Annotated in this window: 20 protein-coding genes, 1 tRNA gene and 1 pseudogene; 14 read left to right on the forward strand and 8 right to left on the reverse strand. The window is 73.1% G+C overall.

Features of this window, described 5'->3' with window-relative positions; translation table 11 throughout:
• Positions 1-271 precede the first annotated feature (271 nt).
• Positions 272-1,561 (reverse strand): PTS transporter subunit EIIC, encoded by a 1,290-nt coding sequence (locus tag IE329_RS14880; RefSeq protein ID WP_190211438.1) that lies wholly within the window; start codon positions 1,559-1,561, stop codon positions 272-274.
• A 362-nt stretch (positions 1,562-1,923) separates the two neighbouring features.
• Here IE329_RS14880 and IE329_RS14885 point away from each other — a divergent pair.
• The 4 genes and pseudogenes from IE329_RS14885 to rdgB form a co-directional block, all read left to right on the forward strand.
• Positions 1,924-2,160 (forward strand): annotated as a pseudogene (locus IE329_RS14885) (glucose PTS transporter subunit EIIB); the annotation flags it as partial.
• Between the two features lie 198 nt (positions 2,161-2,358).
• Positions 2,359-3,084: a ribonuclease PH gene (gene rph, locus IE329_RS14890; protein WP_190211352.1), complete on the forward strand. Its 726-nt coding sequence runs from the start codon at positions 2,359-2,361 to the stop codon at positions 3,082-3,084.
• 156 nt (positions 3,085-3,240) lie between these two features.
• The gene (locus IE329_RS14895; protein WP_190211353.1) at positions 3,241-3,630 is read left to right on the forward strand and encodes a hypothetical protein; all 390 of its coding nucleotides are present in this window, start codon (positions 3,241-3,243) and stop codon (positions 3,628-3,630) included.
• Positions 3,631-3,679: 49 nt separating this feature from the next.
• The gene (gene rdgB / locus IE329_RS14900; protein WP_190211354.1) at positions 3,680-4,288 is read left to right on the forward strand and encodes an RdgB/HAM1 family non-canonical purine NTP pyrophosphatase; all 609 of its coding nucleotides are present in this window, start codon (positions 3,680-3,682) and stop codon (positions 4,286-4,288) included.
• 69 nt (positions 4,289-4,357) lie between these two features.
• Here the strand turns inward: rdgB and IE329_RS14905 are convergent.
• The 3 genes from IE329_RS14905 to IE329_RS14915 form a co-directional block, all read right to left on the reverse strand.
• Positions 4,358-4,442 (reverse strand) — tRNA-Leu (locus IE329_RS14905).
• Positions 4,443-4,453: 11 nt separating this feature from the next.
• Positions 4,454-4,852 (reverse strand): HNH endonuclease, encoded by a 399-nt coding sequence (locus IE329_RS42035; protein ID WP_190211355.1) that lies wholly within the window; start codon positions 4,850-4,852, stop codon positions 4,454-4,456.
• Positions 4,853-4,963: 111 nt separating this feature from the next.
• Positions 4,964-5,164, reverse strand: coding sequence for a hypothetical protein (locus IE329_RS14915; protein ID WP_190211356.1), 201 nt, complete (start codon positions 5,162-5,164; stop codon positions 4,964-4,966).
• Positions 5,165-5,424: 260 nt separating this feature from the next.
• Between IE329_RS14915 and IE329_RS14920 the strand changes: the two genes are divergently transcribed.
• Positions 5,425-7,917 carry a chitinase C-terminal domain-containing protein gene (locus IE329_RS14920; RefSeq protein WP_373311196.1) on the forward strand — a complete coding sequence of 831 codons (2,493 nt, stop codon included), beginning with the start codon at positions 5,425-5,427 and terminating at the stop codon, positions 7,915-7,917.
• A gap of 129 nt (positions 7,918-8,046) precedes the next feature.
• Here the strand turns inward: IE329_RS14920 and IE329_RS14925 are convergent, their stop codons facing one another.
• Complete coding sequence (locus tag IE329_RS14925) at positions 8,047-8,754, reverse strand: hypothetical protein (RefSeq protein ID WP_190211358.1); 708 nt, start codon at positions 8,752-8,754, stop codon at positions 8,047-8,049.
• Positions 8,755-9,002: 248 nt separating this feature from the next.
• Positions 9,003-9,479: a thioredoxin-dependent thiol peroxidase gene (bcp, locus tag IE329_RS14930; RefSeq protein ID WP_190211359.1), complete on the reverse strand. Its 477-nt coding sequence runs from the start codon at positions 9,477-9,479 to the stop codon at positions 9,003-9,005.
• A gap of 132 nt (positions 9,480-9,611) precedes the next feature.
• On the opposite strand from bcp, the gene IE329_RS14935 reads away from it, so the two are divergent.
• From IE329_RS14935 to IE329_RS14945, 3 genes are all read left to right on the forward strand, one after another.
• Positions 9,612-9,965, forward strand: a complete 354-nt coding sequence (locus IE329_RS14935) for a DUF3618 domain-containing protein (protein ID WP_229927447.1) — start codon at positions 9,612-9,614, stop codon at positions 9,963-9,965.
• Positions 9,966-10,194: 229 nt separating this feature from the next.
• The gene (locus IE329_RS14940) at positions 10,195-10,497 is read left to right on the forward strand and encodes a GroES family chaperonin (RefSeq protein ID WP_229912727.1); all 303 of its coding nucleotides are present in this window, start codon (positions 10,195-10,197) and stop codon (positions 10,495-10,497) included.
• Positions 10,498-10,874: 377 nt separating this feature from the next.
• Positions 10,875-11,744, forward strand: a complete 870-nt coding sequence (locus IE329_RS14945) for a hypothetical protein (RefSeq protein ID WP_190211456.1) — start codon at positions 10,875-10,877, stop codon at positions 11,742-11,744.
• Here IE329_RS14945 and IE329_RS14950 read toward each other — a convergent pair.
• Positions 11,732-12,364 (reverse strand): hypothetical protein, encoded by a 633-nt coding sequence (locus tag IE329_RS14950; RefSeq protein ID WP_190211360.1) that lies wholly within the window; start codon positions 12,362-12,364, stop codon positions 11,732-11,734. The two genes, IE329_RS14945 and IE329_RS14950, sit on opposite strands and share 13 nt — an antisense overlap.
• 194 nt (positions 12,365-12,558) lie before the next feature.
• Here IE329_RS14950 and IE329_RS14955 point away from each other — a divergent pair, with 194 nt between their 5' ends.
• Positions 12,559-13,743: a winged helix DNA-binding domain-containing protein gene (locus tag IE329_RS14955; protein ID WP_190211361.1), complete on the forward strand. Its 1,185-nt coding sequence runs from the start codon at positions 12,559-12,561 to the stop codon at positions 13,741-13,743.
• A gap of 96 nt (positions 13,744-13,839) precedes the next feature.
• On the opposite strand, the gene IE329_RS14960 is transcribed toward IE329_RS14955, so the two are convergent.
• Complete coding sequence (locus IE329_RS14960; protein WP_190211362.1) at positions 13,840-16,239, reverse strand: transglycosylase domain-containing protein; 2,400 nt, start codon at positions 16,237-16,239, stop codon at positions 13,840-13,842.
• Between the two features lie 398 nt (positions 16,240-16,637).
• Here IE329_RS14960 and IE329_RS14965 point away from each other — a divergent pair, with 398 nt between their 5' ends.
• The 5 genes from IE329_RS14965 to IE329_RS14985 all read left to right on the forward strand — a co-directional run bounded on the left by IE329_RS14965 (position 16,638) and on the right by IE329_RS14985 (position 22,018).
• Positions 16,638-17,507 (forward strand): ABC transporter permease, encoded by an 870-nt coding sequence (locus tag IE329_RS14965; RefSeq protein ID WP_190211363.1) that lies wholly within the window; start codon positions 16,638-16,640, stop codon positions 17,505-17,507.
• Positions 17,508-17,577: 70 nt separating this feature from the next.
• Positions 17,578-18,351 carry an ABC transporter permease gene (locus tag IE329_RS14970; RefSeq protein ID WP_190211439.1) on the forward strand — a complete coding sequence of 258 codons (774 nt, stop codon included), beginning with the start codon at positions 17,578-17,580 and terminating at the stop codon, positions 18,349-18,351.
• A gap of 93 nt (positions 18,352-18,444) precedes the next feature.
• Positions 18,445-19,404: an ABC transporter ATP-binding protein gene (locus IE329_RS14975; RefSeq protein WP_190211364.1), complete on the forward strand. Its 960-nt coding sequence runs from the start codon at positions 18,445-18,447 to the stop codon at positions 19,402-19,404.
• A 175-nt stretch (positions 19,405-19,579) separates the two neighbouring features.
• Positions 19,580-20,875 carry a DUF445 domain-containing protein gene (locus tag IE329_RS14980; RefSeq protein WP_229927448.1) on the forward strand — a complete coding sequence of 432 codons (1,296 nt, stop codon included), beginning with the start codon at positions 19,580-19,582 and terminating at the stop codon, positions 20,873-20,875.
• A 99-nt stretch (positions 20,876-20,974) separates the two neighbouring features.
• A complete protein-coding gene (locus IE329_RS14985; RefSeq protein ID WP_268257283.1) occupies positions 20,975-22,018 on the forward strand; it encodes an adenosine deaminase in 1,044 nt (347 codons plus the stop codon).
• Positions 22,019-22,067: the final 49 nt, after the last annotated feature.

Consider the following 22,067-nt stretch of genomic DNA (forward strand, 5'->3'; position numbering starts at 1 on the left):
GCCGGGCGGCCCGCCCGCCCCGCCGTCACCGCCCCGCCGTCACCGCCGCCCGGCCCCGGGGCGGGCCCCTCGAGCACCGGTCCCCGCCGCCCGGCCCCGGCGGCACCGGCCGCCCGGCCGGCTCCTCGGGCAGGAGTCGGCGAATGGGCGTGGAATTCGGCCGCCGGAATTCGGTGCGGGCGTTTGTGCCGGTCGCCTTCCCGGCCGTTCCGGAACGGAAAAGGCCCCCGGACCGAAAGGGCGGGGGCCTGCTCCGCGGGAGAATTCCCGGCTACGCCTTGGTGACGTCCTCGACTTCGTCCTCGTCCTCTCGGCCGGGCGTTTTCAGATTGAATCTCTTGATGATGAAGAGGAACAGCAGGTAGTAGACCACCGCGAAGCAGAGGCCGATCGGGATGATCAGCCAGGGCTTGGTGGCCAGCGACCAGTTGATGACGTAGTCGATCAGGCCGGCCGAGAAGCTGAAGCCGTCGTGCACCCCCAGCCCCCAGGTGACCGCCATCGAGGCGCCGGTCAGCAGGGCGTGCACCGCGTACAGGGCGGGGGCGATGTAGGCGAAGGAGTACTCGATCGGCTCGGTGACGCCGGTGACGAAGGAGGTCAGGCCGACCGACAGCATCAGGCCGTAGATCTCCTTGCGGCGGTGCGGCTTGGCGGCGTGCGCGATGGCCAGGGCGGCTGCGGGCAGGGCGAACATCATGATCGGGAAGAAGCCGGAGGTGAACTGCCCGGCCGTCGGGTCGCCCGCGAGGAAGCGCGGGATGTCGCCGTGCACCACCTCGCCGTTCGCCTTGGTGTAGTCGCCGAACTGGAACCAGACGAAGGTGTTCAGCAGCTGGTGCATGCCGATCAGCAGCAGGGTGCGGTTGGCCACGCCGAAGATCCCGGCGCCGCCGGAGCCGAGGTCGACCAGCCACTGGCTGAAGTCGGTCATGGCCCGCCCGATCGGCGGCCAGATCCAGACGGCGAGGCTGCCCAGCACCATGCCCATCAGGGCGGTGATCATCGGGACCAGGCGGCGGCCGTTGAAGAAGCCGAGCCAGTCGACCAGCTTGGTGCGGTGGAACCGCACCCAGAGCCAGGCGGAGAAGAGGCCGATCAGGATGCCGCCGAGCACGCCCGGGTTCTGGTAGACGGCGGCCTCGGCCTTCGCGTTGGCCACGTCCACGCAGGCGTTGGCGACCAGCTTGGTCGGCGCCGGGCAGTCCTCCGGGAAGGACTGGAGGATCTTGTAGTAGACCAGGAAGCCGACCACCGCGGCGAGCGCGGTGGAGCCGTCGGCCTTCTTGGCCATGCCGATCGCGACGCCGATGCAGAACAGCAGCGGCAGGCCCAGCCCGGAGTCCAGCAGGGCGCCGCCGGCCGCGGCGAAGACCTTGGCGACGTTGTCCCAGCCGAGGCCGTCGGCCCCGAAGACGTCGGGCTGGCCCAGCCGGTTCAGGATGCCCGCGGCGGGCAGGACGGCCACCGGCAGCTGGAGGCTGCGGCCCATCTTCTGGAGGCCGCCGTAGAAGCCGTGCCACCATTTCGCCTGTGACGATGCGGCGCCCGCTGAACTCATCATGGCCCTCCGAGAGCAGTGCCCGGTCCGTGTCGGTCGGCGTGAGCTCCCGGAACACCTGGGGCGTTTCCCGCGTTCACCGGAGTGGACGTAAGATTGGTGTAGACCACTCGGGGCGCCGTGGGTGGCGCGCCGGGCGGCCGGAGGTCCCGCTCCCCGCCATCCTCGGACGAAGATCCAGAGGGCGCGCGCCGAAGTGCGCCAAACGTGGACTAACCTGGCAAACCGGTCGAACTCGGGTGATGCTGGTCGCGCTGCTGACGCAACACGGCACATGAGCCCGCGTCAGCACCGACCCCACACCGCAGCACAAGGCAGTACGGCACCCGGCAAAGCAGCCGACGCCGAGACAGAGGGAGAAAGACATGGCCAGCAAGGCTGAGAAGATCGTCGCCGGTCTCGGCGGCATCGACAACATCGAAGAGGTCGAAGGCTGCATCACCCGCCTGCGCACCGAGGTCAAGGACGCCTCCCTGGTCAACGAAGCAGCCCTCAAGGCCGCCGGCGCCCACGGCGTCGTCAAGATGGGCACCGCCATCCAGGTCGTCATCGGCACCGACGCCGACCCCATCGCGGCCGACATCGAAGACATGATGTGACCTGACCCCACGGTCACCCACACGGCCCGCCCAGCAGCACCCGCTGCCGCGCGGGCCGTCCGCGTATACGGCCGCCCCCACGCCCCCGTGCCCGCCCCCGTACGCCCCCGCCCACCTGCCCCTACGCCCGCGCCGGCCCGCGCCGCACACCCCCGCCGCACACCGGCGGCACCCCGCGACCGACTACGCTCGGACGCTATGTCACGCATCGACGGCCGCACCCCCGACCAGCTCCGCCCCATCACCATCGAACGAGGCTGGAGCAAGCACGCCGAAGGCTCCGTCCTCGTCTCCTACGGCGACACCAAGGTGCTCTGCACCGCCAGCGTCACCGAAGGCGTCCCCCGCTGGCGCAAGGGCAGCGGCGAAGGCTGGGTCACCGCCGAGTACTCCATGCTCCCCCGCGCCACCAACACCCGCGGCGACCGCGAAGCCGTCAAGGGCCGCATCGGCGGCCGCACCCACGAGATCAGCCGCCTCATCGGCCGCTCGCTGCGCGCCGTCATCGACCACCGCGCCCTCGCCGAGAACACCATCGTCCTCGACTGCGACGTCCTCCAGGCCGACGGCGGCACCCGCACCGCCGCCATCACCGGCGCCTACGTCGCCCTCGTCGACGCCGTTTCCTGGGCCCGCGACAAGAAGATCCTCCGCGCCAAGGGACAGCCCATCACCGGCGGCGTCAGCGCCGTCAGCGTCGGCATCATCGACGGCGTCCCGATGCTCGACCTCCAGTACGAGGAGGACGTCCGCGCCGAGACCGACATGAACATCGTCTGCACCTCCGACGGCCGCTTCGTCGAGGTCCAGGGCACCGCCGAGGGCGCCCCCTTCGACCGCGCCCTGCTCGACCAGCTCCTCGACCTCGGCACCCTCGGCTGCGCCGAACTCGACGAGATCCAGCGCAAGGCCCTCGGCGCCTGACCGGGCCGACCCGCCGCGCGCGACACGGGCTCCGGACATCGGCTGCTGTACAGGCCGGGCCCGGAGCCCGTACCGTTCCCGCAGCACCCCGAACCGGAACCGCCGGCACGTCACCAGCGTCATTCCCCGCGGAACCCGCGCACCCAGGAGGACCGGATGCCCCAGAGCATCGCCCGCCCCGCCACCCTCGCCGCGGCGGCGCTCATCGCGATCCTCCCGCTCAGCGCGGTCAGCTGCTCGGCCGCGCAGAAGGCCCTCGACTGCGGCAACACCGCCATCAGGATCAGCAGTGACATCACCGACGTCACCACCGCCTTCAACAACGCGAGCAACGACGCGGCCGCCGCCGGACAGGCCCTCCAGAAGCTCAAGAACGACCTCGACCAGCTCGGCAAGAACTCCAAGAACACCGACGTCTCGAAGGCCATCACCGACCTCACCACCCAGGTCGACAAGGTCCAGCAGGCCGTCGACGCCAAGCAGGTCCCCGACCTCAAGCCGCTCGGCGACGCCGCCGGCAACCTCACCCAGGTCTGCACCGGCTGACGCCGCGCCCGGCCCGGACACCCGCCCCGACTTGGCTAGGGTGGAGCCCATGAGCACCCGCCGACTCGTCCTCGCCACCCGCAACCAGCACAAGGTCACCGAGCTGCGCGCCATCCTCGGCGCCGCCGGACTGGACGTCGAGCTGGTCGGCGCCGACGCCTACCCCGAGATCCCCGACGTTGCCGAGACCGGCGTCACCTTCGCCGAGAACGCCCTCCTCAAGGCGCACGCCCTCGCCAAGGCCACCGGACTGCCCGCCGTCGCCGACGACTCCGGCCTCTGCGTCGACGTCCTGGGCGGCGCCCCCGGCATCTTCTCCGCCCGCTGGGCCGGCAAGCACGGCGACGATCGCGCCAACCTCGACCTGCTGCTCGCCCAGCTCTCCGACATCGCCCCCGGGCACCGCGGCGCGCACTTCGCCTGCGCCGCCGCCCTGGCCCTGCCCGACGGCACCGAGCGGGTCGTCGAGGGCACCCTGCCCGGCACGCTGCGCACGGCCCCGGCGGGGGACGGCGGCTTCGGCTACGACCCGGTGCTCCAGCCGCTCGGCGAGACCCGCACCTGCGCCGAGCTGACCGCCGACGAGAAGAACGCGATCAGCCACCGCGGCCAGGCCTTCCGGGCGCTGGCGCCGGTGGTGCGGGAGCTGCTGGGCTGACGGAGCGTCCGCCGACACGTCGAAGGCCCGCTCGGAGTGATCCGAGCGGGCCTTCGTTTCTGAGGCAAGTGCGGCCGGAGGGATTCGAACCCTCACGGGCACAAGGCCCACTGGCACCTAAAGCCAGGGCGTCTGCCGATTCCGCCACGGCCGCATGCGCTCAGTCTAGGGGGTCTGCCGCTCCGTGGACACTGTCATTTGCCGCTGCGGCGGTACCTGACCGGCCTTCATGGATGACGCCCGCCTGTTCTTGTTCCTGCCGCAGCAGGTGTCCGTGGTGGCGTGGCAGTTCGGGCGGAGCAGCCGGACGTTCTCGGCGCGGTTGTCCGACCGGTCCCCGCTGATGTGATCCACTTCGAGGGTGAGCGGCCTTCCCTGCCGCTCGGGCCCGATCCCGCAACCTTCGCAGACCTCCGCCCGGCCGAGTTCGGACAGGGCCTGCCGGATCCGGCTTCCCGGGAGCCGCTTGAGTCCCTCTGCGCGCCGGACGAGTATCTCCTCGGGGCGGAACCTGCTCGGGAACTTCCTGCCGCGGTTGTGCGCCTGGCCGGTGAAGTGCGACATGTCGATCCCGAAGCGCCTGAGCCGGCGCCCGGTGTGGGCTTGGGTGCCTCCGGTCTGACGCCGGCCCAGGTGGCGGACGGCGCCGGCGATGCTGTGCGAGGCCGCCGCGGCCTACTCCAGCGGTTCCTTCGTGCATGTCGTGCCGGTCGGCCTGAAGCGGGAGGCGTCGATCGCCCACTCGGCGAGCCTGTCGCACAGGTGCCTGCGGCTGCAACGGTTCGGCTCGCGTCCCGGCACGAGCAGGGCCTCGTCCGGCGAAGCCGCTGCCGCCACCGCTGCCTGCACGGCTTCCTGGTCGTACTCGACGGTCATGCGGGTCCCTCCGGGTCGAATGGCGCACCCGTCCCCCGCTCGTAGAAACGACTGTTGGGGCGTCTGGGTCGCGGGTATGCAAGAGAGTTGGGCCGGCGCAGGGCGCTGAGGTGGCAAGTTGGTAACTTCTTTGCCAATTGGTACGGACCTATTGACCGGAGTGGTCCAGACCACATAGCTTCAGCGCCAATCTTGTATCCCCCACGTGCGTGCTCCCCACAGGTACGCGCCGGCACTCTCTCCTGGAGGACCGAGTGTTGATCCGAAGCACGGCCGAGGAGCGTCCCACCGCTGCTCGCCGCGAGAAGAGCCCCGGCGTCCGGGCGGGCCTCGCCACGCTCGCCGCCGCCGGGCTGGCCGGCCTGCTGGTCGCCACCCTGGGCGCGGCGCCGTCGCAGGCGTCGGCCACCGTCGACAACGCCAGCTGTCGCCCCGACGGCATGTACACCACGCCCGGCGTGGACGTGCCCTACTGCTCCGTCTACGACGAGGCCGGCCGCGAGAAGATGGGCGCCGACCACCAGCGCCGCATCATCGGCTACTTCACGGGCTGGCGCACCGGTAAGGACGGGACCCCCGCCTACCTGGTGAACAACATCCCGTGGGACAAGGTCACCCACCTGAACTACGCGTTCGGGCACATCGGCAGCGACAACAAGCTGTCGGTCGGCACGGACGGCCCGAACAACGAGGCCACCGGGATGACCTTCCCCGGCGTGGCCGGCGCGGAGATGGACCCGACGCTCCCGTACAAGGGCCACTTCAACCTGCTGACCAAGTACAAGAAGCAGTACCCGAACGTCAAGACGATGATCTCGGTGGGCGGTTGGACCGAGACCGGCGGCTACTTCGGCGACGACGGCAACCGGGTCAACTCCGGCGGCTTCTACTCGGTGACCACCAACGCCGACGGCACCGTCAACCAGGCGGGCATCGACACCTTCTCGGCCTCGGCGGTCGACTTCATCAAGAAGTACGGCTTCAACGGCGTCGACATCGACTACGAGTACGCGACCTCGATGAAGGACGCGGGCAACCCGCAGGACTGGACCCTCGCCAACGCCCGTCGCGGTGCGCTGGCCAAGGGCTACGCGGCGCTGATGAAGACGCTGCGCGAGAAGCTCGACCGGGCCGGCGCCGCCGACGGCAAGCACTACCTGCTCTCGGTCGCGGCCCCGTCCTCGGGCTACCTGCTGCGCGGCATGGAGACCTACCAGCCGGCGCAGTACCTCGACTACGTGAACATCATGTCGTACGACCTGCACGGCGCCTGGAACAAGTACGTCGGCCCGAACGCCTCGCTGTTCGACGACGGCAAGGACGGCGAGCTGGCGGCCGCCAACGTCTACGGCACCGCGCAGTACGGCGGCATCGGCTACCTGAACGCCGACTGGGCGTTCCACTACTTCCGCGGCGCGATGCCGGCCGGCCGGATCAACGTCGGCCTGCCGTACTACACCCGCGGTTTCAAGAACGTGACCGGTGGCACCAACGGCCTCTGGGGCACGGCGAGCGCCACCACCTGCCCGGCCGGCGCCGGTCTCACCGCGTGCGGCGACGGTGCCGTCGGCATCGACAACATCTGGAACGACAAGGACACCGCGGGCAAGGAGTCCCCGGCCGGGTCGAACCCGATGTGGCACGCCAAGAACCTGGAGAAGGGCGTCGTCCCCGACTACCTCGCCAAGTACGGCGTGACCGACACCGCGCTGCAGGGCACCTACACCCGCAACTACAGCTCCTCGCTGGTGGCGCCGTGGCTGTGGAACGACACCAAGAAGGTCTTCCTCTCGACCGAGGACGAGCAGTCGGTGGGCGCCAAGGCCGACTACATCGTCAACCAGGGTGCCGGCGGCACGATGATCTGGGAGCTCGCGGGCGACTACAAGTGGGACGCGGCCGCCAACGGCGGCAAGGGCCAGTACGTGCAGGGCTCGACGCTGACCTCGCTGATGTACGACAAGTTCAAGGCCGCCTCGCCGTACGGCGCGACCCGCTCCACGATCGCGCTGCCGCAGCAGACCCTGCCGATCGACGTGACGTACACCAACTTCGCGCTGGGTGACTCGAACTACCCGATCAACCCGAAGATCCACATCGTCAACAACTCGACGCTGACCCTGCCGGGCGGCACCGAGTTCCAGTTCGACTACAGCAACTCGGCCCCGGGCAACGCCAAGGACCAGTCCGGCTTCGGCCTGACCGTCATCAAGCAGGACAACCCGGGCCCGGGCAACGTGGGCGGCCTCAAGGGCACCTACAACCGCGTCTCGGTGAAGCTGCCCGGCTGGCAGTCGCTGGCGCCCGGCGCCTCCGTCGACCTGGACTTCACCTACTACCTGCCGGTCTCGACCCCGGCCAACTGGACGGTGAACGTCGCGGGCACGCTCTACGGCCTGACCGGCGACCTGACCCGCGGCGCGACCGGCGGCACCTCCTCGCCGAGCCCGACCGCCACGGCCACCGCCTCGCCGACCGTGACGGCCTCGCCCACCGCGACCGCCTCGCCGACCGCCACGGCCACCGCGACGGCCTCGCCGACCGCGACCGCCACGGCGACCGCCTCGCCGACCGCGACGGCCACCGCCGGTGCCTGCACCGGTGCCCCGAGCTGGGACGCCGGCGCCACCTACGCGACCACCACCAAGGTGTCGTGGAAGGGCCACTACTACAGCAACAAGTGGTGGACCAAGGGTGAGGACCCCACGACCACCGGTGCGTGGGGCGTCTGGAGCGACCTCGGGGCCTGCTGATCGGATGACAGCGGCTCACCGAGGTGAGTGACGGCGGTGGCGGTGCACCCGGTCGGGGGGTGTGCCGCCACCGCTTCGTCGTCCCCCGGCGGTCCGGCCGCCGGGATCAGCGCTCGACGGCCGCCGGGATCAGTGCTCGATGTCGGAGCGCATCGCGATGAACAGCGCGGCGGCCTCCTTGACGGTGCTCTTCGGGAACAGCGCGACGCCCGCGGTGGAGGCGTCCGCCCAGCCGCAGAGCACGTCGGTGGTGGCGGCCTCGGGCAGGCCCAGGCACTCGACCGAGCCGCCCAGCGGCCCGGGCCCGTACGGCGCGGCGGTGCCCGGGCTGCCGGTGGAGCCGCCGTCCAGCGCGTAGTCGATCAGGCCGCGCCACAAGTGCTCGCGGCGCTTGTTCGGGTCCTCGGGGACGTTGTCGACCGCGACCAGGAGGATCCGGCGGCCGTCGCCCTTGGCGGCCGGCGCGTACTCCGAGACGACGAGGTTCATGCCGTCCCGCATCTCCCCGGGGTCGATCGCCACGTCGGACACGGCACCCTGCCCGGTGTACACGGCCAGTCCGCCGGCCGTCCGGGCCGCCGCGACCTTCCGCTTCCCGGCCGGGGCCGCGGTGGCGGTGGGGGCCGGCGCGGGGGTCTTCCCCGTCGCGGGCGGGGTGGTGGCGGGGGCGGCGGCCGGGCTGCTCGGGGCGGGCCCGGTCGCGGCGGGGCCGTCGGCGACCCCGGGGGTCTCCTCCGGTCCGCAGGCGGTGAGCGCCAGGGCGAGGGCCGCACCGGCGGCGGCCAGGCTCAGGCGGGCGGGAAGGCGGCGGGCGGTGACGGGTCTGTGGCTCGGCACGGTCACTCCAGGGGCGCGGCGGGAACCGGGCTGCTGGACCCGGTGCGCTGAACCCTAGGGGTACCCGGGTGGGGTGTGGGTGCGACTACGCGCGTTCAGGACACCATCGATACAGCTTGGTGACAGATCCGCGGGGGAGCGACCCGGCCGGGCGCCGCCGGGCGGCCGTTCGGTGCGGGGCGGCCGGTTCGGCCGGGCCGCCGGGGGCCCGGCGCGCCCCGCCCGGGGCGCGCCGGTGCCGGGACGGATCAGGCCGCGGCGATCTTCAGGTCGCGGAGCAGCTTGGCGACGTGGCCGGTGGCCTTCACGTTGTACAGGGCGTGCTCGACCTTGCCCTGCTCGTCCACGATCACGGTGGAGCGGATCACGCCGACGACGGTCTTGCCGTAGAGCTTCTTCTCGCCGAAGGCGCCGTAGGCCTCCAGGACGGACTTGTCCTCGTCGGCGAGCAGGGTGACCTTGAGGTCCTCGGTCTCGCGGAACTTGCCGAGCTTCTCGGGCTTGTCCGGGGAGATGCCGATGACGTCGTACCCGGCGCCGGAGAAGGCCTCCAGGTTGTCGGTGAAGTCGCAGGCCTGGGTGGTGCAGCCGGGGGTGAGGGCGGCGGGGTAGAAGTACACGATCACCTTGCGACCGAGGTGGTCGGCGAGGGACACCTGCTTGCCGTCGGCGTCGGGCAGGGTGAAGGCAGGCGCGGTGTCTCCGGCCTGGAGGCGCTCGCTCACGGTGGATCTCTCCTCGTGTGGACTGGTGGTCGTACCACGGCAAACTTACCTCTGTTGGTGGGTGGGGCCGCGCGTGGCGCCGGGTCAGCTGACAAACTGGGGCGGTCGCACAGGACAACATCGGTGAATGGGGTGGCCCTAGTGGGCGAGGCGAGCACGAAGGACAAGGCGGACACGCGGACGGCCGCCCAGATCGAGGCGGACATCGCGCGTACCCGCACCAAGCTGGCGTCGACCCTGGACGAGCTCGCGGTGCGGGTGCACCCGTCGACGGTCGCGGCGCAGGTGAAGGCGAAGGCGGTGGCCTCGGTCGAGCAGAAGGCCGGCCGGGCGTACGTGGCGGCGAGCGGGGCGGTCGAGAAGGCGAAGGCGCAGTTCACGGACGAGAAGGGCCGTCCGCGCAAGGAGCGGATCGTGCCGGCCGCGCTGGTGGGCGTCGGCGTGGTGCTGCTGCTGGCGTCGGCCCGCAAGCGCCGGCGGGGCTGAGTCCCGCGGCGCCCGCCGGGCCGGCCCTCGCGGGTGCGGCCCGCGGTGCCGGGGGCGGGGGTGCGGGCCGGGTGCGCCGGATGTGCGTACCCGGCCTTCCGCATGCCGGGCCAGGGTCACGCGGGCGCACGCGGGCGGGTACGGTCGGGGCGTGAGTACCAACGACGCGCGGACCCCGCAGGACGAAGCACCTCGCCATGACCGGCTGGGCGAGAAGCTGCCGATCAAGATGCTGCACGACCGGGTGCTGGTGAAGACCGAGGGGGCGGAGGGCGAGCGCCGTTCGACCGGCGGCATCCTGATCCCGGCGACCGCCGAGCTGAGCAAGCGGTGCACCTGGGCGGAGGCGGTGGCGGTCGGCCAGAGCGTCCGTTCGGTGGAGCCCGGTGACCGGGTGCTGTACGACCCGGAGGACAAGCTGGAGGTCGAGGTGCGCGGCGCGACGTACGTGCTGCTGCGCGAGCGTGACCTGCACGCGGTGGCGGCGACCCGGTTCGGTGACACCGAGGGGTCCACCGGCCTCTACCTCTGACCCGCCGCGTTCTCGGGCCCGGCCGCGTCCGCCGACCCGCCCGCCTTCTCCGGCCGCCCGCTGCTTCCGGCCGTCCGGTGCCCCCGCGGGCCTGCGCCCGGGGCGGGACCGGCTCCTGACGGCCCGTCCCCACGGCGCCCCCGCCGGCGGGTTCGGTGCCGTCCGACGGCGGAGCAGCGGATGCGTGGCCGGCGCCGGCGGCGCAGGCTGGGCGTATGCCCGAGCCGCGCCGTCGACGAGTACCGGTCCGGCCGCCGCGGAGCAGGTTCCCGGGCGCCGGCCGGCGGCCCGGGGCCGGGCGGCCGGGCGGGGCGCCCGGGCCGGCGGCGGGACGGGCGGAGGGCGGCCTCGGCCCGCTGCTCCGGAAGGCCGCGTACGTGCTGGCGCCCGGGACGCTCGTGATCGGCCTGCTGTACTACTTCGGGAGCACCTACACGGCCGCGTACTACGCGTTCTTCGGTGTGCCGACGAGTGACCTGTCCTTCTCGGTCCAGGGGTATCTGGCGAACAGCGCGAACGCGGTGTTCCTCCCGGTCTGGTCGGTGCTCTGCTGCGCGCTGGTGGTCACCCTGGTGCTCTGCGCGGCCGACGGCAGGGTGCGGCTGCGCCGTGGCGCGGCCGGGTGGCGGCGGGCGTACCCGGTGCTGCTCCTGGTGGGGCTGGCGCTGCTGCTGCTCGGGTTCGCGGTCTTCCTGGAGCCGCCCTGGTGGTCGCGGTCGGTGCTGTCCCGGCTGCGGCCGGGCTGGCCCAGGGAGCTGGTTCCCCCGCTGGTGGTGGCGGCGGGGGCGGGCCTGGCGGTCGGCGCGGTCTCGCTGCGCCGGCTGGGGAGGCGGCCGGTGGGGGGCGGTGCGCCGGGGGAGCGGGTCTGGACGGCGACCGCGGCGGTCCTGGTCGCGATGCTGGTGCTGACGGTCTTCTTCGCGCTGGCCCGCTACGCCGGCGACACCGGGCGGGCGAGGGCCGGCGCGGACGCCGCCTCGGGGTTCAGGGGCGGGACGTTCGCGCTGCTGTACCTGCGGCACCCGATGGTCTACGACGTCACGGGCATCTCCTTCCACGACATGGGTGAGGGGGGCGGGCCGTTCCGCTACCGGTACGCGGGGTTCGTCGTGCTCGCGAAGTCGCCGTCCAGCTACTACCTGGTCTCGCACGAGTGGCGGCCGGGGAACGACGTGACGGTGGTCCTGCCGGAGGACGATTCCGTGCGGGTGGAGGTGCGCGGGAACTCCGCGCGTTACGGCGAGTAGCCGGTGGCGGCCGGGGTGCGGACGGCGGTCGGGGTGGCGGGGGCGGTGGTGCGCCGCGGCGAGGAGGCGGGCGATCCGGTGGGCCGCGGGGTGTCCGGTCCGCCGGTGGCCGTGCCGGAGAGCAGACCGAGGATGTCCGGGCCGGTGGTCTCGACGCGCAGGTCGGCGGTCTTCAGGCCGGCGGACTTCGGGACGAAGCGGACGGCGACCGTGCAGGAGGCGGTCGCCCCGATGGTGGCGCCGGTGCAGTTGTCGTCCGTCACCTGGAAGTTGCTGTTCGACAGGACGACCCGGCGTACGGTCACCGATGCCTGGTCCGGCTCGTCGGGGGCCGCTCCGCGGAACACCAGGTTCTGCAGGGGCGGGCCGGACGAGCCGACGGAGGTGGTGGGGAAGTCGACCTTCTGCACGCCGCCCTTTCCGCCGCTGCCGGGGAACAGGGTCTCGACCGTCGTGGGCCGGGTGGTGGCGGCGGGCGAGGAACCGGTGCCGGCGTCGTCCGGGCCGGTGCCCTGGCAGCCCAGGGCGAGGAGCAGCAGGCCCGCGGCGAGCGACAGCCGGGCAGTTGCGGGAGCGGTGGCGGTAGCGGCGGGGGGAGCGCCGGCGCGCGATCTCGGCAAGGGTTCCTCCATGGGTGCCCGGAGCACGGCTGACCTTGTTCGTATGCGGTCATGTTTGCACGGCCGGGCCCGGCCGTGCCGTCTCCGGGGGCGGTTTCGGCCCGTGGCCACCCGGTTGGCACCGACCGGCACCGGCCGGCCGGTCCCGCCGATCGCCGTGATCGGGCGGGACGGCTGCATTACTGTCCCCGGGTATGACCGGAACGAGTGGCAGTCGCCCGAGGATCAGTGACGAGCAGCGCCGGGCCCGGCTGGGGGAGCGGCATCTGCTGGTGCCCGCCCGGCGGGCGGAGTCGGTGGAGCAGGTGGCGGACGCGGTGGTCGGGCTGCACGCGACGGACGCCGCCACGGTGTACCTGTCGGCCTGCGCGCGGCTGGCCGAGCCTTCGGCGGCCGAGGTGGAGCGGGCGCTGTACGACGACGTGACCCTGGTGAAACTGCTGTCGATGCGGCGCACGATCTTCGCGGTGACCGAGGGGTTCGCGCCGTTCGTCAGCTCCTCGACGGCCCGGGCGATCGCGGCCAGGGAGCGGGCGACGCTGGTGAAGCACCTGCGGGACTTCGCGGAGGGCTGGGACGAGGCGCGGCTGGCCCGGACCGAGCGGGCGGTGCTGGCGGCGCTGGAGGTGCGCGGCGAGGCGACCACGGCGGAGCTGTCGGCGGACGTGCCGGCCCTGCGCGAGACCATGCTGATGGCGGAGGGCAAGCCGTACGAGGCCCGGCAGAGCGTGGGCAGCCGGCTGCTGCGCCTGCTGGCCTCGGACGGGCACGTCCGGCGCTGCCGGCCGCGTGGCTCCTGGCTGAGCAGCAACTACCCGTACGCGCCGGTGCGGCAGTGGCCGGAGCTGCCGGTGCGCGAGTCGAAGGCCGAGGTGGCGCGCCGCTGGCTGGCCTCGTACGGGCCGGCCACGGTCGAGGACCTCAAGTGGTGGACGGGCTGGACGCTCGGGGACACCCGGCGGGCGCTGGCGGACGTGGGCGCGCAGGAGGTGGCGATGGGGGACGGCGTCGCGGGGGTGGTGCTGCCCGGTGACGTGGGTGTGGTGCGGGCGTCAGGGCCGTGGGCGGCGCTGCTGCCGGCGCTGGATCCGACGGTGATGGGGTGGCGGGGCCGGGACTGGTACCTGCGGGCGGAGGACGTGCCGGCGCTGTTCGACCGGGCGGGCAACGCGGGGCCGACGGTCTGGTGGGACGGCCGGGTGGTGGGCGGCTGGGCGCAGCGGGCGGACGGTGAGCTGGTGTGGCGGCTGCTGTCGGACGTGGGGGCGGAGGCGGAGGCCGCGGTGGCGGCGGAGGCGGTCCGGCTGGCGGGGTGGCTCGGCGAGGTGCGGGTGACGCCGCGGATCCGGACGCCGTTGGAGCGTGAGCTGGTGCGGTAGGCGGGTGCCGGCCCGGGGGCGGGGTGGGTGCCCCCGGGCCGGGGCGGCCCGGGGCTGTCGGTCCAGGGCTGACGTATGGGGCTCACGGTTTGGGGCTCACGGCTTGGGCGGGGGCGGGGAGGGCGGGAGCGCGCCGGCCGGGGTGGGGCCGGCGGCGCCGGGCGGGGTCGGTGCCGGGGACGGCGTGCCGCGGCCGGGGGCGCTGCGGCTGGGGGTGACGACGGGGCTCGGCTGGGGGGTGGGGCCCGGCCCCGGCGGCGGGGTGGGGCTGCCGGCGGGGTTGCCGGTGGGCGCGGGGGTGGGGGTGGGGCTGGCGGCGGCCGTGGGGGTGCCGGCCGGGCGGGTGCCCGGGATGGTGGTGCCGCCGGTGCCCGGGGTGGCGGTCGGGCTGGGCTGGGTGTTGCCCTGGGTGGGGTGCAGGTCGAACTGCTGGACCCGGCTGCCTTCGAGCGCGTCGGACATGTAGGAGGTCCAGATCTCGGTGGGGAAGGTGCCGCCGTTGATCCGGGTCAGGCCCGCGGTGCCGGCCAGCGACTCCTTGGCGTGGGTCTTCGGGTTCTCCCTGAACAGGCTGACCGTGGTGGCGAGTTCGGGGGTGTAGCCGGCGAACCAGGCGGCCAGGTTGGCGTCGGTGGTGCCGGTCTTGCCGGCCGCCGGCCGGCCGAGGGCGAGGGCGGCGGCGCCGGTGCCGCGGCCGCTGATCACGTCGCGCAGGACTCCGGTGACGGCGTCGGCGGTGCCCCGGTCGAGGGCGGTGGTCGGTTCGTGCTCGGGCAGCCGGGGGATGTCGGAGTAGCCGGTGTGTTCCAGCTTGAGGACGGACCACGGGCTGAGCGCCTGGCCGTGGTTGGCGAGGGCGGCGTAGACGCCGGCCAGGTCGATGGCGCTGGGGGTGACGGTGCCCAGGGTCATGGAGGTGTTGGCGGGGTCCATGCCGGGGACGTCGGCCGGGATGCCGAGGCGGACCGCGGTGTCCCGGACCTCGGGCAGGCCGGCGTCCACCCCCTCCTGGGCGTACACGGAGTTGACCGATTTCACCATGGCGAGCCGCAGGGACACCGGGCCGTAGTCGATGTCGTCCTCGTTGGGCGGGTCGTAGGGGGTGGGGCCGCCGACCACGTCGCGGCCGCTGGTGCCGTCGTAGACGGTCTCGGTGGTGATGCGGCGGCCGTCCTGGGTGGTGGCCTCGCCCTCGATGGCGGCGGCGAGTTCGAGCGGTTTGAAGGTGGAGCCGATCTGGTTGTCCTGGCGCAGGGCGTCGTTGAACGGCTGCCTGGCGTAGTCGGGCCCGCCGTAGGCGGCGACGATCCGGCCGGTGGCGGTCTCGACGGAGGCGCCGGCGACCCGGACGTCGGTGTCGGTGCCGGGCCGGGCCCGGGGGTCGAGCTCGTCGGTGAGCTCCTGCTGGACGGCGGCGGCGAAGGCGTCCTGCTTGGCCTTGTCGAAGCTGGTGGTGATCCGCCAGCCGCCGGCCTTGAGGGTGGCGGCGTCCACGGTGCCGGTGCCGGCCAGGTAGGTGTCGGCGATGTCGACGAGGTAGCCGGTCTGGCCCGCGAGTCCGACCGCGGGCTTGGGGTCGACCGGTTCGGGGAAGCTGGTGGCGGCCCGGGTGGCGGGGTCGAGGAAGCCGAGCGAGACCATGCCGTCCAGGACGTAGTTCCAGCGGGCGACGGCCCGGGTGCGGTTGGCGGGGGTGGCGTTCTTGACGTCGTACGCGCTGGGGGCCTGGAGCAGCGCGGCGAGGTAGGCGCTCTGCGCGGTGGTGAGCCGGGAGACGTCGGTGCCGAAGTAGGCGTTGGCGGCGCTCTGGATGCCGTAGGCGTTGCGGCCGAAGTAGCTGGTGTTGAGGTAGCCGGCGAGGATCTGGTCCTTGCTCTGCTGCTGGTCGACCTTGAGCGAGATGAAGAGTTCCTTGACCTTGCGGGAGAGGGTCTGGTCCTGGGTCAGGTAGTAGTTCTTCACGTACTGCTGGGTGATCGTCGAGCCGCCCTGGGTGCCCTGGCCGGTGACGGTGTTCCAGCCGGCCCGGACCATGCCTTTGAGGTCGACGCCCTTGTTGCGGTAGAAGGTGCGGTCCTCGGCGGAGACCACGGCGTGCTGGGTGTCGGCGGGGATCTGGTCGAGGGTGACGTCGCTGCGGTTGACGGCGCCGGTGCGGGCGAGTTCGGTGCCGTCGGCGTAGTAGTAGATGTTGTTCTGGGCGACGGCGTGGGCGTTGGCGTCGGGCACGGGGACGATCAGGTAGAGCGTCACGAAGGCCGCGATGCCGAGCAGGAGCAGGCCGGCCAGGCCGGTGAGGAGCATCCGCCAGGTGGGGATGGCGCGGCGCCAGCCGGGCAGGGCGCGCCGGGCCCGGCGGCGGTCGGTGCGGCGGGCGCGGCGGCGGTCGCGCCGGGTGCCGTGGGCGGGGCCGCCGGCCGGTGGCCCGGTGAGCGCGGGGGGTGTGCCGGTGTCGGGCTGCGGGTCGGGCCGGTGGTCGGCGGGCTCCTGGCTCATGGGGTGATTATGTCGATTTGAGCGGTGATCAGGTGGTTCTTCCGGGAGTCGTGGCGGGGCGGTTCGACGCCGGCCGGGGGCGGAACCGGGCGGTGCGGGCGGTCCGGTGGAGGCGACGGCGCCGAACGGGGGCGCGGGGGACGGCCGGTGAGGTCCGGGGGCGGGGAATTCGGCTGCGCCGGATGATCGGTGGCGGTACGGTGAAAGGTGGGAACCGCATAGCGCAGCCAGTGGGTGCGAGCTCCGCCCGCCGCCCGGGTCACCCCGGGGTCCGGCCGGTCGGAGCCTCTCCGGCGTGCGTCCGCGCGTGTCGGCGGGTGTCCCGGAGTCGTCCGGGCAGGGCGTCGCCCCTGGTCCGAGCCCTTGACCCGCTCCCATTAAGTCGACAAGGAGACAATATGCCGGTATCAGCGAAGCCCGGCGGACCGCCCCGCGGCCGCCCGCCGCGGACGGCCACCGCCGGCGCCGCCCGGGTCTACCTCGCGGTCGCCGCGGGCAGCTTCCGCCGCTACTCCACCTACCGGGCCGCCACCTTGGCCGGCGCCTTCACCAACACCGTCTTCGGCTTCATCCTGGCCTACAGCTTCCTCGCGCTCTGGCAGGCCCGGCCGGGCCTCGGCGGATACGACACCGCCCAGGCCGTCACCTACATCTGGGTCAGCCAGGCCCTGCTGGTCACCGTCGCGGTCTGGGGCGGCGGCTTCCAGGACGACGTCCAGGAGCGCTTCCGCACCGGTGACATCGCCGTCGACCTCTACCGCCCGGTGGACTTCCAGGGCTGGTGGCTGGCCGGCGACCTGGGGCGGGCCGGCTTCCACCTGGTGGCGCGCGGCGCCGCCCCGATGATCGCGGGGGCGCTCGTCTTCGACCTGCGGGTGCCGCACGACCCGCTGGTCTGGGCCGGGTTCCTGCTGTCGGTGCTGCTCGCCGTGCTGGTCAGCTTCGGGCTGCGGTACCTGGTCGTGCTCACCGGCTTCTGGCTGCACGACTCGGACGGCGTGCGGTCGGTGATGCTGGTGGTGTCGATGTTCTTCTCCGGGATGCTGCTGCCGATCGGCCTCTTCCCCGGCCTGCTCGGTGAGATCGCGCCGCTGCTGCCGTGGGCCTCGCTGGTGCAGGTGCCCACCGACGTCTTCCTGGAGCGCAGCACGGGGGCCGGCCTGCTCGGCGCGCTCGGCTTCCAGGCCGCCTGGGCCGTGGTGCTGCTCGCGCTCGGCCGGATCGTCCAACTGCTGGCGACCCGCCGGGTGGTGGTCCAGGGTGGCTGACACCGTGACCGGCGCCGGGGCGGAGACCCTGCTGGAGCGCGCCCGCTGGTCGGTGCGGGCCTGGTGGCTGATGGCCGGGATGTGGACCAGGGCGGTGATGTCCTACCGGGCCTCCTTCGTGCTGATGCTCGGCGCCAACATCATGATCACCTCGCTCGACTTCTTCGTGGTGGTGCTGATGTTCCAGCACACCGACCGGCTCGGCGGCTGGACCCTGCCCGAACTGGGCTTCCTCTACGGGACGTCCGGCATCGCCCTCGGCATGGCCAACCTCTTCGTCGGCAGCACCGACGCGCTCGGCGCGCGGATCCGCGCGGGCACCCTCGACACCATGCTGATCCGGCCCGCCCCCGCGCTCGCCCAGCTCTGCGCCGAGCGCTTCTCGCTGCGCCGGCTCGGCCGCCCGGTGCAGGCCGCCGCGGTGCTGGCCTGGTCGCTGACCGCGCTGGACGTGGCGTGGACCTGGGACCGCGTGCTGCTGGTGCCCGTTCTGCTGCTCTGCGGGACGGTCATCTTCTCGGCGCTCTTCATCGGCTTCGCGACCCTGCAGTTCTGGTGGGGCGAGGCCAAGGAGATCCAGAACTCCTTCACCTACGGCGGCGCCACCCTGCTGCACTACCCGCCGACGATCTTCGCCAAGGAGCTGGTGGCCGGGGTCGTGTTCGGGATCCCGCTGGCCTTCGTCAACTGGCTGCCCGCCCTGCGGATCCTCGACCGCCCCGACCCGCTCGGGCTGCCCGCCGCCTTCCAGTACGCCTCGCCGGTGGCCGCCGCGCTCTGCGCCTACGTGGCCGGCCTGCTCTGGCGGGCCGGGCTGCGGGCCTACCGGGGCACCGGCAGCTGAGCGCCCCGGTACGCCCTCCAGCACGCCGCCCCGGCAGCGCGCTCCACCCCCTGCCGGCCCCAGCACCGCCGGCCCCAGCGAAAGGACCCAGGCATGGCACTGATCGAACTTGAGGACGTCCGCCGCAGCTTCACCGTCCGCACGCGTACCGGCCGGCTGCGGCGCGAGAAACGCGAGGTCCACGCCGTGGACGGGCTGACCTTCGACATCGAGGCCGGTGCCTGCGTCGGCTACATCGGCCCCAACGGCGCCGGGAAGTCCACCACCATCAAGATGCTCACCGGCATCCTCGTCCCCTCCTCCGGGCAGCTGCGGGTGGCCGGCGTCGACCCGGCCCGGGAGCGCACCGCGCTCGCCCGCCGGATCGGCGTGGTCTTCGGCCAGCGCACCACCCTCTGGTGGGACCTCCCGCTGCGCGACTCCTACGAGCTGGCCCGCCGGATCTACCGCATCCCCGACGCGCGCTACCGGGCCAACCTGGACCGCTGCGTCGAACTCCTCGAACTCGGCGGCCTGCTGGACACCCCGGTACGCCAGCTCTCGCTCGGCCAGCGGATGCGCGGCGACCTCGCCGCCGCGCTGCTGCACGACCCGCAGGTGCTCTACCTGGACGAGCCGACCATCGGCCTGGACGTGGTGAGCAAGGGGCGGGTCCGGGAGTTCCTGCGCCAGGTCAACCGCGAGCAGGGCACCACCGTGCTGCTCACCACCCACGACCTGGTGGACATCGAGCAGCTCTGCGACCGGGTCATGGTGATCGACCACGGCCGGCTGGTGCACGACGGCGACCTGGCCGGCCTGCACGCGGTGGGGATGAGCGAACGCACCCTGGTGGTCGACCTCGCCGAGGCCCGGCCGCCGATCGAGGTGGCCGGCGCCCGGGTGGTCAAGGTGGACGGGCCGCGCCAGTGGCTGGCCTTCCCCGCGCAGCAGAGCGCCGCGCCGGTGGTGGCCGCGGTCGCGGAGCGCTACCCCCTGGTCGACCTGTCGGTCCGCGAACCGGCCATCGAGGACGTGATCGCCAAGATGTACGCCCGGGTGGCGATCGGCTGAGCCGGCGCCCCGGCCCCGGCCCCGGCCGGCGAGCGGCCCCGGCAGGTCCGGGGCCGCCTGACGGCCGGTCACCCGGGGCCGGGCGCGACGGGGCTCCCGGGGCTCCCGGGGCGCGCGGCGCGCTGGGGAGGGGCGGGGAGGATCACCCGCGCCGGGTACGGGGCAGACTGGCGGGGTGAGCGACGAAGCGTCCGACGGAGCGGGCCCCGGTGTGAGGTTCACCGCGGCCGACGAGGAGAAGAGCCGCGGCGTGCGGCGGATGAAGGCCATCGCGACCGGCCTGCTGGCCTTCGCGAGCCTGGTCTTCGCCCTGGCGACCTGGGCGAAGGCGTCCGGCGCCGGCGCCTGGGCCGGCTACCTGGCGGCGGCGGCCGAGGCCGGCATGGTGGGCGCGCTCGCCGACTGGTTCGCGGTGACCGCGCTGTTCCGCCGCCCGTTCGGCCTGCCCATCCCGCACACCGCGATCATCCCGACCAAGAAGGACGCCTTCGGCAAGTCCCTGGGCGACTTCGTGGGGGACAACTTCCTCTCCGGGCAGGTGGTCCGCGGCCGGCTGGCCGCGCTGGGCATCGCCCGGCGCCTCGGCGAGTGGCTGGCCGCCCCGGGCAGCGCCGAGCGGGTCACCAAGGAGGCCTCGGCGGCGCTGCGCGGGCTGCTCGCGGTGCTGCGGGACGAGGACGTCCAGGCGGTGGTCAGCGAGGCCGTCACCCGGCGGGCCTCGGCGACCTCGGTGGCCGAGCCGATGGGCCGGATGCTCGGCAAGGTGGTCGCCGACGGCGGCCACCACGGGGTGGTCGACCTGGTCGCCGTCCGGGTGCACGACTGGCTGACCGAGAACCACGAGGAGGTCGTCCAGCGGGTCACCCAGAAGACCCCCGGCTGGACGCCCAGGTTCATCGACCACCAGGTCGGCGAGCGGGTCTACAAGGAGCTGATGCGGTTCGTCACCGACATCCGGGACGACCAGCGGCACCCGGCCCGGGGCGCCGTCGACAACTTCCTCGCCGACTTCGCCGCGGAGCTCCAGCAGGACCCGGAGACCATCGCCCGGGTGGAGCGCGCCAAGGCCGACCTGCTGGCCCGCGCCGAGGTGCAGGACCTGATCGCCTCCACCTGGGCCGCCGTCCGCTCACTGGTGATGACCGCCGCCGAGGACGAGGACAGTGAGCTGCGGCTGCGCATCACCCGCGGCATCCGCGACTTCGGCGCCCGGCTGGCGGGCGACACCCGGCTGCAGGCCAAGGCGGACAACTGGCTGCAGGACGCCGCGCAGTACGTGGTGGACACCTACCGGGACGAGATCACCTCGCTGATCTCCGAGACGGTCGCCGGCTGGAACGCCGAGGACGCCTCCCGCAAGATCGAGGCCAACGTGGGCCGGGACCTCCAGTTCATCCGGATCAACGGCACGGTGGTCGGCGCGCTGGCCGGCCTGCTGATCCACACGGTCGCGGTGGCGCTCGGCGGCTGAACCCGGACGGCCGTGCGGGCGCGTGGGTTCCCGGTGCCGCCGCGGGCTCGCGTAGCCTTGCGGGATCTGATGAGACGCGCGTAGAGAGAGAGTCACACCGTGGTCCAGCCGGACGGGAAGAGCGGCATCGAGGCGTTCATCGCGGGCATGCCCAAGGCGGAGCTGCACGTCCACCACGTCGGATCGGCCTCCCCCCGGGTGGTCGCCGAACTGGCCGCCCGCCACCGCGGCTCGAAGGTGCCGACCGACCCGGCCGCGCTCGCCGAGTACTTCACCTTCACCGACTTCGCCCACTTCATCGAGGTCTACCTGAGCGTCGTCGACCTGATCCGCGACGCCGAGGACGTCCGGGCGCTGACCTACGGCGTCGCCGAGGACATGGCCCGCCAGCAGATCCGGTACGCCGAGCTGACCGTCACGCCGTACTCCTCGGTCCGCCGGGGCATCCCGGACGTCGCCTTCATGGAGGCGATCGAGGACGCCCGCAGGTCGGCCGAGAAGGACCTCGGCGTGGTGCTCCGCTGGTGCTTCGACATCCCCGGCGAGGCCGGCCTGGCCTCCGCCGAGGAGACCACCCGGCTCGCCGTCGACCTCGCCCCCGAGGGCCTGGTCAGCTTCGGCCTCGGCGGCCCCGAGATCGGCGTGCCCCGCCCGCAGTTCAAGCCGTACTTCGACCGGGCCCGGGCGGCCGGCCTGCACAGCGTGCCGCACGCCGGCGAGAGCACCGGCCCGGAGACCGTCTGGGACGCCCTGCGGCTGCTCGGCGCCGAGCGGATCGGCCACGGGACCCAGTCGGTGAAGGACCCGGCGCTGGTCGACTGGCTGGGCGAGCACCGGATCCCGCTGGAGGTCTGCCCCACCTCCAACCTCGCCACCCGGGTGGTGGAGCGGATGGAGGAGCACCCGATCCGCCAGATGGTCGACGCCGGGCTGCTGGTCACCGTGAACAGCGACGACCCGCCGATGTTCGGCACCGACCTGAACACCGAGTACGGCGTCGCCGCGCAGCTGCTCGGCCTGGACGAGGCGGGCGTCGCCGCGCTGGCGAAGAATGCCGTCGAGGCGTCCTTCCTGGACACCGCCGGCAAGAAGCGGCTGGCCGGCGAGATCGACACCTACCTGGAGGGGTGGGACCGGGGCTGAGCCCCTGGGCCCCTGGGCCCCTGAGTCCCTGAGTCCCTGAGTCCCTGAG

This window comes from Kitasatospora indigofera (genome assembly GCF_014655955.1).
Classification (GTDB): Bacteria; Actinomycetota; Actinomycetes; order Streptomycetales; family Streptomycetaceae; genus Kitasatospora; species Kitasatospora indigofera.